Origin of the sequence: Thermus caldifontis (genome assembly GCF_003336745.1) — a bacterium.
Lineage (GTDB): Bacteria > Deinococcota > Deinococci > Deinococcales > Thermaceae > Thermus > Thermus caldifontis.
This window is the reverse complement of the sequence record NZ_KZ851834.1, coordinates 36,751-52,146: the sequence shown is the minus strand read 5'-3', so window position 1 is coordinate 52,146 and position 15,396 is coordinate 36,751. Positions and strand designations below refer to the sequence as shown.

At 66.0% G+C, this 15,396-nt stretch carries 14 protein-coding genes; 2 read left to right on the top strand and 12 right to left on the bottom strand.

What is annotated here, in order from left to right; genetic code table 11:
- Positions 1-33: 33 nt before the first annotated feature.
- From DK874_RS00780 to hisF, 6 genes are all read right to left on the bottom strand, one after another.
- The gene (locus DK874_RS00780; protein WP_114311812.1) at positions 34-579 is read right to left on the bottom strand and encodes a hypothetical protein; all 546 of its coding nucleotides are present in this window, start codon (positions 577-579) and stop codon (positions 34-36) included.
- A 101-nt stretch (positions 580-680) separates the two neighbouring features.
- Positions 681-1,355 carry a DUF58 domain-containing protein gene (locus tag DK874_RS00775; RefSeq protein WP_114311810.1) on the bottom strand — a complete coding sequence of 225 codons (675 nt, stop codon included), beginning with the start codon at positions 1,353-1,355 and terminating at the stop codon, positions 681-683.
- Complete coding sequence (locus DK874_RS00770; RefSeq protein ID WP_114311807.1) at positions 1,352-3,112, bottom strand: adenosylcobalamin-dependent ribonucleoside-diphosphate reductase; 1,761 nt, start codon at positions 3,110-3,112, stop codon at positions 1,352-1,354. Before DK874_RS00770 ends, DK874_RS00775 begins: the two co-directional genes overlap by 4 nt.
- A gap of 9 nt (positions 3,113-3,121) precedes the next feature.
- Positions 3,122-4,090 (bottom strand): class II fructose-bisphosphatase, encoded by a 969-nt coding sequence (gene glpX, locus DK874_RS00765; protein ID WP_114311852.1) that lies wholly within the window; start codon positions 4,088-4,090, stop codon positions 3,122-3,124.
- An 80-nt stretch (positions 4,091-4,170) separates the two neighbouring features.
- Positions 4,171-4,806 carry a bifunctional phosphoribosyl-AMP cyclohydrolase/phosphoribosyl-ATP diphosphatase HisIE gene (gene hisIE, locus DK874_RS00760; protein ID WP_114311805.1) on the bottom strand — a complete coding sequence of 212 codons (636 nt, stop codon included), beginning with the start codon at positions 4,804-4,806 and terminating at the stop codon, positions 4,171-4,173.
- Positions 4,781-5,560 carry an imidazole glycerol phosphate synthase subunit HisF gene (gene hisF, locus DK874_RS00755; protein ID WP_114311803.1) on the bottom strand — a complete coding sequence of 260 codons (780 nt, stop codon included), beginning with the start codon at positions 5,558-5,560 and terminating at the stop codon, positions 4,781-4,783. The genes hisIE and hisF overlap by 26 nt, the downstream gene beginning before the upstream one ends.
- Positions 5,561-5,657: 97 nt before the next feature.
- Here hisF and trmFO point away from each other — a divergent pair, with 97 nt between their 5' ends.
- Positions 5,658-6,971 carry a methylenetetrahydrofolate--tRNA-(uracil(54)-C(5))-methyltransferase (FADH(2)-oxidizing) TrmFO gene (trmFO, locus tag DK874_RS00750; protein WP_114311800.1) on the top strand — a complete coding sequence of 438 codons (1,314 nt, stop codon included), beginning with the start codon at positions 5,658-5,660 and terminating at the stop codon, positions 6,969-6,971.
- Here the strand turns inward: trmFO and DK874_RS00745 are convergent.
- From DK874_RS00745 to DK874_RS00725, 5 genes are read right to left on the bottom strand one after another with little or no spacing between them, the layout of a single operon-like run.
- Complete coding sequence (locus DK874_RS00745) at positions 6,948-8,408, bottom strand: Mur ligase family protein (protein WP_114311798.1); 1,461 nt, start codon at positions 8,406-8,408, stop codon at positions 6,948-6,950. The two genes, trmFO and DK874_RS00745, sit on opposite strands and share 24 nt — an antisense overlap.
- Positions 8,405-9,013 (bottom strand): deoxynucleoside kinase, encoded by a 609-nt coding sequence (locus DK874_RS00740; protein WP_114311795.1) that lies wholly within the window; start codon positions 9,011-9,013, stop codon positions 8,405-8,407. Before DK874_RS00740 ends, DK874_RS00745 begins: the two co-directional genes overlap by 4 nt.
- Positions 9,014-9,017: 4 nt before the next feature.
- Positions 9,018-9,626 (bottom strand): deoxynucleoside kinase, encoded by a 609-nt coding sequence (locus tag DK874_RS00735; protein ID WP_114311793.1) that lies wholly within the window; start codon positions 9,624-9,626, stop codon positions 9,018-9,020.
- Positions 9,627-9,646: 20 nt separating this feature from the next.
- Positions 9,647-10,696: a S1C family serine protease gene (locus DK874_RS00730; protein ID WP_114311791.1), complete on the bottom strand. Its 1,050-nt coding sequence runs from the start codon at positions 10,694-10,696 to the stop codon at positions 9,647-9,649.
- A 4-nt stretch (positions 10,697-10,700) separates the two neighbouring features.
- Positions 10,701-12,479 (bottom strand): arginine--tRNA ligase, encoded by a 1,779-nt coding sequence (locus DK874_RS00725; protein ID WP_114311788.1) that lies wholly within the window; start codon positions 12,477-12,479, stop codon positions 10,701-10,703.
- A 62-nt stretch (positions 12,480-12,541) separates the two neighbouring features.
- Between DK874_RS00725 and DK874_RS00720 the strand changes: the two genes are divergently transcribed.
- Positions 12,542-13,615, top strand: a complete 1,074-nt coding sequence (locus tag DK874_RS00720) for an RCC1 domain-containing protein (RefSeq protein ID WP_114311786.1) — start codon at positions 12,542-12,544, stop codon at positions 13,613-13,615.
- Here DK874_RS00720 and uvrC read toward each other — a convergent pair.
- On the bottom strand, positions 13,602-15,386 hold the full coding sequence (uvrC, locus tag DK874_RS00715; RefSeq protein ID WP_162798682.1) for an excinuclease ABC subunit UvrC: 1,785 nt from the start codon (positions 15,384-15,386) through the stop codon (positions 13,602-13,604). The genes DK874_RS00720 and uvrC overlap by 14 nt on opposite strands.
- Positions 15,387-15,396: the final 10 nt, after the last annotated feature.

Here is a 15,396-nt window from a genome sequence, read left to right as displayed (position 1 = left end):
AACTCTGGCGAATCCCTCCTCCAGGTCAGCCTTTTACGGCCGGAAGGAGCCCGAAAGATGAATCTGGAAAAGCTCCAGCCGGTAGCCGATGGTGGCCTCCTGGTTGCTGGTGGCATCCCCCGAGATCTGGGCTCCCAGGTAGAAGGTACCGCTTTGAATGGCGGCCAGCTGGCCACTGGTTAGGGTGCCCTGCCCTTCTAGGCATACCTGGCCTTGGTTGAGTTGGGACACATCCCCGCTGCCTTGGGCTAGGCGGTTGGCCTCGCTGAAGAGGTCGCCGGCACTGCCGCCCAGATAGGCGGCGTAGCTCAAGGTGCCGGCGAAGGTGGCCCCTGGGGTTTGGGAGGTAAAGCAGACCTTATAGGCCAGGCTGGCCCCCGTGAGGCTCACCCGGGGGTCGGGATTCCAGGTTATCGCCACCGGCCCCAGGGTCTTGGGGTTGGGGTTAATCCCCCCTTGGCCCACCTGGAAGGTGCCTTCCTGCTCCAAGTAGGGTAGGGCGTCTACCGTGTGGCTGAAGGGGATGCTGCAGGCCGTAAGGGCTAGGGCCAAAAAGGCCAGGTTCCGCATCTTTCCCATACCTACCACCTCCAGGCCAGGGGTCTTGGGTTCCCCTGCCTATTCCCATCCTCGTCAGGGGGGCTTACAAATCCCTTAAAGGGGTGGGGTGGCTCCCGTGCCTAAAGGGGCTCCAGTACCCCTTGCCGAAGGAGGGCAGGTAAAGGGGCTTCCCCCACCTTGAGGAGGGCGTAACGACCCCTAAGGAGGGCCAGGAGGCGCAGGGCCTTCAGGTGGGCTTCCAGGGCCTGCCGGTAGCCCCTCACCTCCTCAGGTCCCACGGGGAGGGTTTGTCCGGTTTCCACATCCTGGAGAAGGGCCTCCTCGAGGGGCGGGGATAGTTCCACGGGGGCCAGGACCTGGACCAGGATCACCCGACGGGGGAGAAGGCGGGGCCAGGGAAGAGGGTCTAGGCCATCGGTGACGAGGACCAAAACCCCTGGCCCCCGGCGGAAGGCCTCGGGCCGGCCCCGATCCAGCCGGGCAGAGGCGTCCTCTTGCCGCGCCAGCTTGAGGAGAAGCCTCGCCACCTCCTCCCCGTAGGCCAGCTTCCCATGGAGGCGCATGCTTTCGCTTTCGTCCAGGTGGATGCGGAACCGGCTTCGCTCAGGAGCGGTTTCCAGGCGGGTGTAGAGCCTGCCCGTCTTGGCGTAGGCCCGCCAGTGGACCCTCCTTATCTCGTCCCCGGGGGCGTAGGGGCGAAGCTCAAAAAACTCGCCCCCTAGGCCCTTCCTGCGGGCCAGGCGCTCCCCAGGGTAGGGGAGGTAGGGCCTGGTGGCGATGCGGTAGCGCATCATGCCGTCTGGCAGAAGGTGCAAACCCCCACCGGGGGCAGGGGCTCGATCACCTCTTCCCGGCTTCCCTCCCGGAAGACGGTGATCCCCTTACACCCCTCCTTCCAGGCAGTGAGGAAAAGCCTTTCCACCGCCTCCTTGGGGGTTTCCTGGGGAAGGTTCACCGTGGAGGAGATGCTTTGGTCCACATGCCGTTGCAAGAGGGCCTGGAGGTGTACCCGCTGGAAAGGATCCACAGTGTGGGCCGTGGGCCAGTCGGGTATCTCCCCTCCCTTTTGCTTGCGGTAGCGGAGGAGAAGCGGATGCTCCGCCAGAAACACCTGTCCCCCGGCATGGCGCAGGTAGGTGAGGGCGAAGATGGGCTCTATGCCGCTGGTCACCCCCGCCAGGATGGAGATGGAGCCTGTGGGCGCGATGGAAAGGAGGGCGGCGTTCCTTAGGCCTCGTTCCACCTCCCGGATGAGCTCTTCGGGCAGGGCCTGGATGAAGGGGCTTTTGAGGTGCTCCCTGGCGTTAAAGGCTGGGAAGGAGCCTCGCTTCCTGGCCAGGCGGGCGCTTTCCCGGTAGGCAGCCTCCTTGATGCGGCGCATGACCTCCTCGGAAAGGGTGAGGCTTTTCGCCGAGCCATAGGGCAGGCCCAGCATGGCCAGCATGTCGGCAAGGCCCATCACCCCAAGGCCGATCCGCCGGCTCCTTAGGGAGGCTTCCCTTTGGGCCCTTAGGGGATGGCGGTTTTTCCCCAGGTCCACCACCGCATCCAAAAAGCGCACCGCCAAACGGGTGGCCTCCTCGAGGCCAGCCCAGTCCAGCCGGGCCCTTTCCCTGAAGGGTTCCTGCACGAAAGCGGCAAGGTTCAGGCTTCCCAGGTTGCAGGCCCCGTAGGGTTCCATGGGCACCTCCCCGCAGACGTTGACCCCCTCCACCTCCATTCCCCCGTACTGGGCCGTGGCCCAGGTGCGCACCCGGTCCCAGAAGAGGAGGCCGGGCTCGGCGCTTTGCCAGGCGGCTTCCACCAGGGTGTCCCAGGCTTCCTTGGCCCGGATGGTACGGGTGATCCGCTCCCGGGGGGTGGTGAAGGAAAGGGGCCAGGGTTCATCGGCCAAGGCCGCCTGCAAAAAGGCGTCCGTGGCCCTTAGGGAGATGTTGGCGTGGCGCACCCGGCTGCGCTCGGGATCGGTTTTGGCCTGGAGGAACTCCAGGAGATCGGGATGCCGGTCGGAGAAGGTGAGCATCAAGGCTCCCCGCCGGCCTCCGCTGGCCCCCATGACCCCGGCCAGGGTGGAGAAGAGCTCCATGAAGCTCACCGCTCCCGAGCTTTCTACCCCGGCGTTTCCCACCTTGGCCCCTTTGGGCCTTAGGACATCGGCGTTGGTGCCCACCCCACCCCCGTAGGCGAAGGTGCGGGCGGCCTCGTCCAGAAAGCGGGTAATGCCCTTTACCGAGTCTTCCCGGATGGGGATGTAGTAGCAGTTGAAGAGGGTGGAGCGGCGCCAGTTCCCCAGGCCAAAGAGGATCCGCCCCCCCGGGACGAAGCGAAAATCGGAAAAAAGCCAGAAAAACTCCCGCTTGGCTCCCTTTTCCACCCGGGTAGCCCCCCGGACGAGCCTCTGCCACATCTCCTCTGGGGTGGCTTCCAGGAGGCTACCTTCCGGGTCCCTTAGGGCATAGCGGTTCAGGAAAACCGAGGCCCTTAGCTCATCCCCCTGGAAGAAATCCAGGGCAAGCCTTAGGGCCTCCTCTTGGGTATACCTCCGGGGCACGCCCTTAGTCTAAACCCGAATGGTGACCCGGGCTCCGGTTTCAAAGAGGTGGATGGAGTCTATGAAGCGCACGGTGCGGGTGGTGTGCCCTAGGACGATGGAGTGGGTCCTGGCCCCGCCCCCGAAGAAGCGGACCCCCTGGAGGATGTCCCCATCGGTGATACCGGTGGCGGCGAAGACGATCTCCCTCCCCGGGGCCAGGTCCTCGGTGCGGTAGATGCGGTTTTCGTCCCCGCCCATGGCCCTTAGCCGGGCGCGCTCCTCCTCGTTTTGCGGGGTGAAGCGGGCCTGGATCTCCCCGCCCAGGCATTTAAGGGCGGCGGCGGCCAAGACCCCTTCTGGGGCCCCACCGATCCCCATCACCGCATGCACCCCCGTGCCCCGGATGGCGGCGGCCAGGGCGGCGATGACATCGCCATCGGAGATCAGCTTCACCCGGGCCCCTGCCTCGCGGATCTCGCGGATGAGGCGTTCGTGGCGGGGGCGGTCCAGGACCACCACCACCAGGTCCTCCACGGAGCGCTGGAGGGCCAGGGCCAAGGCCTTCAAGTTGGCGGAAACCGGCCAGGAGAGGTCCACCAGCCCGGCGGCGGGTGGGGGGACGATAAGCTTTTCCATGTACATATCGGGGGCGTGGAAGAGGCCGCCTTTTTCGCTGATGGCGATCACGGTCACGGCGTTGGGCAGGCCCTTGGCGGCGGTGGTGGTGCCCTCCACGGGGTCCACGGCGATGTCCACCTCCACACCGCCCTGCCCCAAAACCTCCCCGATGTAGAGCATGGGGGCCTCGTCCATCTCCCCTTCGCCGATGACCACCGTGCCCTTGATGGGAAGCTCGTTCAGGACCCGGCGCATGGCCTGGGTGCCCGCCTCGTCCACGGCGTCCTTGTCCCCCTTGCCCGCTAGGCGGCTTGCCGCCAGAGCGGCCTGCTCCGTAACCCGCACCACCTCGAGGACCAGCCGGCGTTCTATTTCCATGCTTCCATCATACTGGAAGGAAGGCTCTGGCTTAGCCCTAAAGCCCAAGGAAGGCGCTAGGGCCCGGGGGAAGGGGGCGCTCAACTGGGGGCAGGGCTCCCTTGGGGCCGGTGCCGCTCCCAGAGGGTCTGGGCCAGGTCCTCGAGGCTGACCCCCGTTTCCGCCAGCACCAGGAGGAGGTGGAAGAGGAGATCCGTAGCCTCCCAGCGCACCTCCTCAGGGTTTTGGTTCTTGGCGGCGAGGATCACTTCCCCAGCCTCCTCCCCAATCTTCTTCAGGATGCGGTCCAGGCCTGCCTGGTGGAGCTTGGCCACGTAGCTTCCCTCGGGGAGGGTTCTTAGGCGCTCCTGGATGGTGGCGTAGACCTGGGCCAGGACAAAGCCCAGGCTGGGCTTTCCCGGAAGGAGGGGGCGGTGGAAGCAACTCCTTTCCCCCGTGTGGCAGGCAGGGCCATGGGGGAGAACCCTATAGACCACCGCATCCCCGTCGCAGTCCAGGAGAACCTCCACCACCTCCTGGATGTTCCCCGAGGTCTCCCCCTTGCGCCAAAGGGCCTTGCGGCTACGGCTATAGAAGGTGCTTCGCCCGGTCCTCAGGGTCTCCTCCAAGGCCTCCCGGTTGGCGTAGGCCAGGGTCAGGACCTCCCCTGTTTTGGCGTCCTGCACCACCACGGGCACCAGGCCCTCTGGGTCAAACTTCACTTGGGATAGATCCATCTAAACGCACCTCCAAGCCCCGTTGGGCCAGGAACTCCTTAAGCTTGGGGATGGGGATTTCCCCGAAGTGGAAGACGCTGGCCGCCAAGGCGGCATCGGCCCCGGCCAGGAAGGCCTCCAGGAAATGCTCCATGTGTCCCGCCCCGCCGCTGGCGATCACCGGCACGTTCACCGCTTCGGCCACCAGGCGGGTAAGGGTTAGGTCGTAGCCCGCCTTGGTGCCGTCCTTGTCCATGCTGGTGAGGAGGATCTCCCCAGCGCCAAGCTCTGCTCCCCTTCCTGCCCATTCCACCGCATGAAGCCCCGTGGGGACCCGTCCCCCGGCGATGTGGACCTCGGGGAAGTCCCCGTTCCAGCGAGCGTCTATGGCCAGGACCACCGCTTGGGAGCCGAAGTGGTCGGCAAGCTCTTGGATGAGCTCAGGGCGCTTCACCGCGGCGGAGTTCACGCTCACCTTGTCGGCCCCGGCCAAAAGGAGCCTCCGGGCATCCTCCAAGGAGCGGACCCCTCCCCCCACGGTAAGGGGGATAAAGACCCTTTCCGCCACCTGGGCCACCACCTCCAGGAGGATGGCCCGTTCCTCGTGGGTGGCGGAGATGTCAAGAAAGACCAGCTCGTCGGCCCCGGCCTCATCGTAGGCCTGGGCGGCCTCTATGGGGTCACCGGCGTCCCGGAGGTTCACAAAGTTTACCCCCTTCACCACGCGTCCCGCGTGGACGTCCAGGCAGGGGATGATGCGCTTGGCTAGGCTCATAGGGGATGCACCTTGAACCGGTGCCGCACCGCCATAGGGCTATTCTACCCGCTAGCGGCCCTTTTCCCAAGGGCAGCTGGATGGTAGCATCTAAAGGATGGAACGGGTAACGGTGGTGGGCGGGGGCTTGGCGGGAAGCGAGGCCGCCTGGACCCTGGCGCGGCTTGGGGTGCCGGTGCGCCTCTATGAGATGCGCCCGAAAAAGATGACCCCAGCCCACGCCACGGGACACCTGGCGGAGATCGTCTGCTCCAACTCCCTGGGGGGCGAGGGGGCCACCAACGCCAAGGGTCTCCTCCAGGCGGAGATGCGCCAGGCGGGGAGCCTGGTGATGGAGGCGGCCTATAGGGCCCGGGTGCCGGCAGGTGGGGCCTTGGCCGTGGACCGGGAGGAGTTTAGCCAGTACATTACGGAAAAGCTTTCCCGGCACCCCTTGGTAGAGGTGGTGCGGGAGGAGGTGGCGGAAATCCCCAAGGGCCCGGCCATCCTGGCCACGGGACCCCTCACCTCCGATGCCCTTTCCCAGGCCATACGGCGCCGCTTCGGCGACCACTTCCTAAGCTACTTTGATGCGGCAAGCCCCATCGTCCTCTACGAGAGCATTGACCTGGAAAGGTGCTTTCGCGCCGGGCGCTACGGACAGGAGGCGGACTACCTCAACTGCCCCCTGACCGAGGAGGAGTACCGGCGGTTTTACCAAGCCCTCCTCGAGGCGGAGGCCCACACCCCTCATGAATGGGAAAAGCGGGAGTTCTTTGAGGCCTGCGTGCCCGTGGAGGAACTGGCCCGAAGGGGCTACCAGACCCTCCTCTTTGGCCCCATGAAGCCCGTGGGCCTTAAAGACCCAAGGACGGGCAAGGAGCCCTTTGCCGTGGTGCAGCTTCGCCAGGAGGACAAGGCGGGGCGGATGTGGAGCCTGGTGGGATTCCAGACGGGGCTTAAGTGGCCCGAGCAGAAGCGGCTCATCCAGATGATCCCGGGCTTGGAAAATGCCGAGATCGTGCGCTACGGGGTGATGCACCGCAACACCTATCTAAACGCCCCTCTTCTCTTGCGGGAGACCCTGGAGTTCAAGGAGGAGGAAGGCCTCTTCGCCGCCGGGGTGCTGGCGGGGGTGGAGGGTTACCTGGAAAGCGCCGCCACGGGGTTTCTGGCGGGGCTGAACGCCGCCAGGCGGGCGCTGGGGCTGAAGCCCGTGGTTCCGCCGGAGGAGAGCATGCTGGGAGGGCTGGTCCGTTTCCTGGCCACCGCCAACCCCCAGGGCTTCCAGCCCATGTACGCCAACTGGGGCCTGGTACCCCCGGTGGAGGGGAGGATGGGGAAGAGGGAGAAGCGGGAGGCCATGTACCGTCGGGGCCTTAGGGCTTTTGCGGAATGGCTGGCCTCCCTAGGGGTGGTGGCCTCCACCTAGGCCCAGGGCCCTAAGCCCTTCCAGGACCACCTCCTTCTCGTTCCAGGGGAGGGCCAGGGTGCCCCTTTCCAGGGTGCGCTCGTGCCCCTTGCCGGCGAGGAGCACGGTATCCCCCTCCCGGGCCTCGGAGAGGGCGCGGAAGATGGCCTCCTTGCGGTCGGGTATCACCTCAAAAAGGCCCCCTTCCTCCCGGGCGGCCTGGGCCATGGCCTCGAGGATGGCCAAGAGGTCCTCCGTGCGGTGGTCCTCCTCGGTGAAAAAGGTCTTGTGGGCCAGCCTCGCCGCCACCCGGCCGATGTCCTCCCGCCTCTTGGGATCCCGCTCCCCGGCAGCCCCCACCACCAAGAGAAGCCTTCCCCGGGTGGTCCGGGAGAGGGTGCTTAGGGCTTCCTCCAGGCTTTTGCCGGTGTGGGCAAAGTCTATGACCACCCGGAAGGGCTCCTTCTGCACCACCTCCATGCGTCCCGGCACCCCGGGGAAGGTGGCCAAGCCCTGAAGCACCCCCTCCAGGGGAAGCCCATAGGCCAAAGCGGCGGCGCTTGCCGCCAGGGCGTTATCCAGGTTGTAAGCGCCCAGCAGGGGGACGAAGGCCTCCCCAGAGCCCCAGGGGGTGCGAAGGGTGAAGCGCAGGCCCTCTTCTCCCTCCTTTAGAGCCTCCCCCCACACCTCCCCGCCGGGACCGAAAAGCAGGCGAGAGCGAAGGGGGAGGCGGTCTAGGTGGGGCAGGCGGGTGTTGAGGATGGCCAGGCGGGAGCGCTCCACCAACAGGGCCTTGGCGGCAAAGTAGGCCTCGGCGGTGCCGTGGAGGTCCAGGTGGTCGTCGGGGTAGAAGTTCACGAAGATCCCGATCCGGTAGGCAAGCCCCTCCACCCGCTTTAGGGCCAGGGCGTGGCTGGAAACCTCTAAAACCGCCGCCTGTAGTCCCTTGTCCGCGGCCTCCTGGAGAAACCCGTAGACCCCCGGGGCCTCAGGGGTGGTGAAGTGGCCGATGGGAGGCCTTTTGTCCTCCCCCAGCCTAAGCCCCACCGTGGAGAGGAGGGCGGCCGGTTCCCCGCCGGCTTGCAGGAGGTGGTGAAGGAGGCTTGCCGTGGTGCTCTTGCCCTTGGAGCCCGTAACCCCCAAAAGGGAAAGCCTCCGGTCGGGCTCCCCGTGGAAGCGCCGGGAGAGGTGGGCCAGGGCCAGGCGGGCGTCCTTCACCCTCAGGTAGGGGACGGGAAGGCTGAGCTCCCTTTCCCCCACCACGGCGATGGCCCCCCTTTCCAGGGCCTCGAGGATAAAGTCATGCCCGTCCAAGGGCCTGCGGTGGGGAAGGGGCACCCCGGGGATGGCCACGAAGACGAAGCCGGGGGCAACCCGCCTGGAATCCTGGGTCAGGCCCAGGACCTTCAGGGGCGGGGCCTTCAGGCCATAGGGGGCGAAGAGTTCCTCCAGGGTCATGGTTGGATCCAAGGGCGCAAAGCGGCCAGCAAAGCGGCGCGGTCCTCCTCCCTTTCCACAAAGTCTATCCGGTCCGCCTCCACCACGTAGACGGGGGAGAGGTTCCAGGAGGCGATGAGCTCCTCGTAAAGCTCGTTAAGCCGCAAGAGGTAGCGGTCAGGAAGGCCTTGCTCAAAGGGCCTGCCCCGCTTTCCTATCCGCCTTCTCAGGGTGGGGAGGCTGGCCCGGAGGTAGATGAGAAGGTCGGGCGTACGAAGGGCTGGGGCTACGCTCTGGAAAAGATCCATATAAGTCCGCCAGTCCCGCTCCCTTAAATAGCCTTCCCGGTGGAGATTCTTGGCGAAGACCCAAGCGTCCTCGTAGACGGTGCGGTCCTGGACCACCGCCTTGGCCCCGTTGATCTCCAAAAGGTGCTGGCGCACCCTCCTTGAGAGGAAGAAGATCTGGGAGTGAAAGGCGTAGGTCCCCATCTCCCGATAGAAGTCCTCCAGATAGGGGTTTTCGCTTACCGCCTCATAGACGGGCTTTAGGCCGAAGGCCTCCGCCAGAAGGGCGGTGAGGGTACTCTTGCCGCTACCGATGTTGCCGGCGATGGCCAGGTACATGGCTTTAGGGTTGGGCTTCCCCTTGGAGGAGATGGGCCTTTACCAGGGCCACCACCCGGTCCTGGTCGGGGCCGGGCTGGCTGTAGTCCAGCTGGTCCGCTTCCAGGACCAAAAGGGGATGGGCGTAGCGGGCAAAGTGGCGCTCGTAGGCCTGGGAGAGGGCCTCGAGGTAGGCGGGGTCCATCCCCTCCTCAAAGGGCCTGCCCCGTTTCCGGATGCGCTCCAACAGCACGGGCACCGGGGCCCTAAGGTAGACGGTGAGGTCAGGCGGGGGAAGCTTGGGGGAAAGCTCCCGGTAAAGGTCCAGGTACAAGTCCCACTCGGGGCCTTCCAGGTTGAGGCTAGCGAAGATGGCGTCCTTGTCAAAGAGGTAGTCGGCCACCACCCCGCCGAAAAGGGGCCTTTCCCGAAGGCGGGCAAGCTGCCGGTAACGGGAGAGGAGGAAGAAGACCTGGGTCTTGAAGGCGTAGCGCTTGGGGTCCTGGTAGAAAAGGGGCAGGAAAGGGTTTTCCTCCACCACCTCCAGGAGGGGCTCGGCCCCAAGCCTCCCCGCAAGAAGCCGGGCCAGGGTGGTTTTGCCTGCGCCGATAGGGCCTTCTATGGCGATGTACACGCTTACCTCCGCAAGGTAGCCTAGCGGCTTACGGGCCTGGCCACCATGGTGAGGGTGACCTCGAGCCTCCGCCCATCCCGCCAAAGGGTTAGCCGTACCCGGTCCCCGGGGCGGTAACGGGCGATGAGGCGGACCACCTCCGCCTTGTCCTTGACCGCCTTCCCGTTCACCGCCAGGATCACATCCCCTAAGGCGAGAAGCCTTCCCTGGGCGTCCCGCTGGGCTCCCCTTAGACCGGCCCGGGCTGCGGGGCTACCCGGTTCCACCCGGTCCACCATGGCCCCCTGGGTGGTGGTGAGGCCCACCGCCCGAAGGAGCACGGGCGGCAGCTCGTCCAGGCTCACCAGGCTGGCTCCCAGCCAGCCCCGTTGGGGGATGCCGAAGCGCTCCAGGTCCTGGACGCTTTGCGCCACCAACTCCGCAGGGATAGCCACCCCGATGCCTCCCACCCCTGAGGGCCCCCCCACCACGTCCGCCACCACCCCGATCACCTCCCCCTGCAGGCTTAGAAGAGGGCTTCCCGAGTTGCCCACGGTGAGGGGGGCATCGGTGAAGAGATATTCCCCCACCTCGGCCCCCAGGCTGGGGTCGGGGGTGGGGACCTCCAGTGGCCCCAACCCGGAAAGGATGCCGTAGGAGGCCAAAGGACCTTGGCCGAAGGGAAACCCCACCAGCACCACCCCCATCCCCAAAGGAAGGCTTGAGGCAGGGGTTTTGCTAAAGCTTAGCGTGCCCGGGGCTTGGAGTCCCCGCACCGTGAGGAGGGCGATGTCGATACCCGGGTCCACAGCGAAGCGCTCCGCCGGGAAGGTGCGCCCGTCCGCAAGGCGCACGGTAAGGTCGGTGAGGTCCTGGACCACGTGGTAGTTGGTAACCACGCGAAAAGGGCTTACGAAGAAGCCGGTGCCCACCACCTGGTTTTCCCCAGGGGCCGTGGGGGAACCCTGGACGCGGACCACTGCGGGCAGGGCCTTGCGGATCACCTGGCTTCGGGCCAGCTCCTCAGGGGAGACCAGGCGCTGGCCCAAGGCCAAAAGGGAAAGGAGGAGGACGGCGAGGACAAGGCGCATGCCCTTACATTACCTCAGGGGCGGGGATGCCCAGGAGGGAAAGCCCGGTCTGCAGGGTTTCTTGCAGGCTTTTCACCAGGCCAAGGCGAAGCTCCTTTAAGCCCGAAGGCGCCGTCAGCACCGGGGTGGCGGGCCGCCCGTCCTCCTTGGCGTTGTAGTAGGCGTTCCAGCTGGCTGCGAGGTCCAGGAGGTACTGGGCCAAGACATGGGGGGTTTTCTCCTCGGCGGCCTCGAGCACCGCCTCCTCAAAGTCCAGGAGGGCTAAGGCCAGTTCCCGCTCGTAGGAGGTGGCCTGGGCGAGGTCCGCCTCCCCCCACTCCCCGGCCTTGCGCAGAATGCTGTGGGCCCGGGCGTGGGCGTACTGCACGTAAGGCCCCGTGTCCCCTTCAAAGGAAAGGGCCTCGGCGTAGCGGAAATCTATCTGCTTCTTGGGCTCGGTCTTGACCATGGCGAAGCGAATGGCCCCCAGGGCCACCATCTTGGCGGCCTCCTCCTTGGCGGGGTGCTGGGGGTTCTTTTCCTCTATGACCCTAAGGGCCCGCCTTTGGGCCTCCTCCAGGACCTCGTCCACGCTCACCGCCAGGCCCTTGCGCCCGGACATCTGCTTGCCCTCTAGGAGCACGGTTTCATAGGCCAGGTGGAAGGCGCCTTCCGCAAGCTCGGGGTAGCCGGCCAGGGCCAAAGCGGCCCGCACCAGGGCCTGGGGGTGGCTTTGGCGCACGTCGATCACGTTTACCGTCTCCCGGGCCCTGGGGGTGTAGGCCTCCCCCTCGGGGGCGCTGGTCCTAAGCTGGGGGTAGTAGGGGTTCTCGTAAGGCTGGAAGCGGAGCCCTTCCAGAAGGCCCATCTTCCAGAACTGGAAGGCGATGTCCTTGGCGTAATAGGTGGCGGCGCCACCGGAGCGCACCAGGACGAAGTAGGGGTCTTCCAGCCCGGGGATGAAGGGGCTTGCGTCCATGACCAGGGCCCCTGCGTACTTGCCCTCCTCTGGGCGGAACACATGGGGGCTTTGTTCCAAAATGGTTAGGGCCTTTTCCAAAAGCCCCGCCCGGACGATGTCCGACTCCCACACCAGAAGGTGGTAATGGGCGTTTAGGGCCTTCATGGTGGCCATCTGGGCCAGGAGGATGCGGTTGACGTCTTCCCTAAGCTCCCCCCGCTCCAAGGCGTGGAGGATTTTCTCTATGCCCCCTTGCAGGTTGGGGTACTCGGGGTCCTGGTGGAGGCGCACGTAGGCCCTGCCGGCGAAGTGGTCGTACTTTTCCTTTCCGTCCCAGGTGAGGCCGTAGTGCCTTAGGGCGAAAAGGGTTTCCGCTGCCTGGCGGCCTGTGTCGTCAATGTAGTTAAGGACCAGGACCTCCCGCCCGGCATAGTCCAGGATGCGGGCCAGGCTGTCCCCTAAGGCGATGTTGCGCAGGTGGCCCACGTGGAGCTCCTTATTGGGGTTCACCGAGGTGTGCTCAATGAGCACCAGGCCTTCCCTCTTGGGGAAGGGGCCCTTGGGCCTAAGGGCTTCCTTCAGCAGATCCCGCGTGCGGATGCGGAAGTTCAGGTACCCGCCCACCGGGATGGCCTCCTCCACGAAGGGGGGCAGGTCCAGACGGGCCTTGAGCTCCTCGGCGATGGCCTGAGGGGGTTTTCGTAGCTCCTTGGCCAGGGCGAAGAGGGGAACCCCGTAGTCCCCAGGCTTATCCTGGGGGGCCTTGGCCACCTTCAGGCGGAGGTCCAGGCCCATCTCCTTGAGGGCCCAGTGGATGGCTTCTTCCAGGGCGCGGCGCACCATCAGGGGGTTATCTTACCCCAGGGTTTAAGGGGGTTTTAGGCGGCCGCCCTTAACCTGGGATTATGGGATGGCACCGGTGGTGTGGGTTGGGGTTTTGGCTCTTGGGGATGGCCCTTTCCCAGGGTATGCTGGCGGCGGGTTCTGGGCACAGCCTCTTCCTTAAGCAAGGCTTCGTCAAGCTGGGTGCCCTATGGGGATGGGGTTGGAACTACCATGGCCAGCTGGGGGACGGAACCTTCCTAAACCGCAACCGCCCGGTACTTTTGCTCCAGGGTGTGGTGGCCGTGGCGGCGGGCGAGGCCCATACCCTGGCCTTGGACCCGGAGGGAAGGGTGCTGGCCTTTGGCCGCAACGAGGAGGGCCAGCTGGGCCTGGGTTCCTGGGCCAGCCAGGGCCGGCCAGTGCGGGTGGAGGGGTTGCCCAGGATCCTGGGCGTGGCGGGAGGGCACCAGCACAGCCTTTTCCTGGCGGAGGGTGGGGCGGTGTACGCCTCGGGGGCTAACACCGAGGGCCAGCTGGGGGATGGCACCTTTGAGGGACGGAGGTCGCCCGTACGGGTTCTAGGGCTTCCGCCGGTGATGGCGGTGGCGGCGGGGTACTTCCACTCCCTGGCCATCACCCGTGAGGGGCGGCTTTACACCTGGGGGGCCAACCTTTCGGGCCAGCTGGGGGACGGTACGGTGGAGTCTCGTTCCAAGCCCTTGCCGGTGGAGGGTCTGTTCCGGGTGGTCCAGGCCGTGGGCGGGGGTAACTTCAGCGCGGCCCTTTTGGCGGATGGCTCCGTGTACCTTTTCGGCTTGGATTCCGCCACGCCGAGGCGGCTTGAAGGCCTGCCGCCAGTGGTGGCCTTGGCGGCGGGCCGGGAGCATCTCCTTTGCCTGACCAAGGAGGGGGAGGTGTGGGCCTTGGGGGCCAACGAGGCCGGCCAGTTGGGGGATGGAAGCCAGGAAGGGCGCCTCGAGGCCCGCCCGGTGGAAGGCCTAAGGGGGGTTGTGGCCCTCGCCGCCGGGGATGCCCATAGCCTGGCCCTAACCCGGGAAGGTGTCCTTTACGCCTGGGGCAGAAACGAGTACGGGCAACTGGGGGACGGGACCCGGGAAAACCGCCTCAGGCCGGTGGTGGTTAAGCTTCCTTAAGGGGAGCCTCCAAGGCTGCCTTGAGGGCTTCGGCGGCCTTGCGGTTCATGCCGGGCAGGCGGGCGAGCTCCTCCAAAGGGGCTTCCCTCAAGGCCTTAAGCCCCCCATAGCGCTCAAGGAGCAGGCGCCTTCTCGCCTCGCCGATTCCCGGGATGCCCTTTAGCACCTGGAATAGCTCCTGGCTTCTCCGCTTCTGGTGGTAGCGAAGCCCGTTTTGGTGGGTTTCGTCCCGCAGGTGGATGAGGAGCTGCAGGGCCGGATGGGTCAGGGGCAGGCGGATCTCCCGGCCCTCGGGGGTGAGGAGGACCTCCTCCCGCTTGGCCAGGCCCACCAGGGGAAGGTTCAGCCCTGCCCTTTCCAAGGCCCTGGCCGCAGCCCGCACCTGGCCCAGGCCGCCGTCAATGAGGAGGAGGTCAGGGAGGGGCAGGTCTTTAAGGCTTCCCGTGAAACGCCGGTAAACCCCCTCCTCCATGGCGGCATAGTCGTCGTTTCCCGCCCTTAGCCGCATCCTGCGGTACTCCGCCCGCTTGGGCCTTCCCCCCTCAAAGACCGCCAGGGAGAAGACCCGGGCCTGGCCCTGGAGGTGGCTTATGTCGTAGCCCTCGAGGCGGAAAGGCCTTTGGGCAAGCCCCAGGATCTCCTGGAGGGCCTTTAGGGCCGGGTGGTCCCCCCGCTTCTCCCGGTGCTTGAGCTCGGTTTCCAGGGCCAGGCGGGCGTTCCTTTCCGCCAGCTCCAGAAGCCTTAGCTTTTCCCCCTTCTTGGGCACCCTCAGCTCCACCTTCCGCCCGGCCCGGCGGCGGAGGAGGGTTTCCAGGCTCTCCAGGTCCTCCAGGGGGAAAGGAAGCAAGACCAAGGGCGGCAGGGGCGAGGCCTGCAGGTAGTAGTCCCTGAGGAAGGCCCAAAGGATTTCCTCGAGGCTCGTCTCCTCCTTCTCCACCACCCGGCTGATCCTTCCCAGGATGCGCCCCGAGCGCACCTGGTAAAGCTGCACCACCGCCAAGGGCCCCGCCTGGGCCAGGCCCAGGAAGTCCAGGTCCCCCATCCTTGGGTCAACGGCCTGCTGAGCGGTGGAGAAGAAGGCCTTTAGGGCCTCCCTTTGATCCCGGATCTCCGCCGCCCGCTCAAACTCCAGCCTTTGGGCGGCCTCCCGCATCTTGGCTTCCAGCTCCTTCAGGAGGTGGTCCACCTTCCCCTCCAGCACCGCCTCCACCTGGCGAACCGCCTCCTGGTAGGCCTTGGGGTCGGCCAGGCCCACGCAAGGGGCCAGGCAACGGCCCATGCTGTAGTTCAGGCAGGGGTAGCGCCGCCTTTTCATGGGGTAGCCGGAGTTTTTGCGCAAAGGGAAAATGCGGTCGATGAGGGTCTTGATGCGCCTTAAGGCGCCCGCCTCGGGAAAGGGGCCGTAGTACTTGGCCCCGTCCTCCTCCACCCGCCGCACCACCAAAAGGGTGGGAAAGGGTTCTTGGGTGAGCTTTAGGAAGGGGTAGTGCTTGTCGTCCTTGAGGAGGACGTTGTAGGGCGGGCGGTGGGCCTTGATGAGGTTGGCCTCGAGGAGGAGGGCTTCCACCTCGTCCCGGGTGGCGATGAAGTCCAAGGCGGTGGCCTCCTGGGCGATGCGGGCCGCCTTGCCTACCGCGTGGAAGTAGCTCCGCACCCGGGCCCTCAGGTTCTTGGCCTTGCCCACGTAGAGGACCTCTTCCCCTTGCTTCCACAAGTAGACCCCGGGGGCCTCGGGCAGGGGAGGAAGCTGGGAAAGCCGCACGTTTCCCATTGTAGAGTGC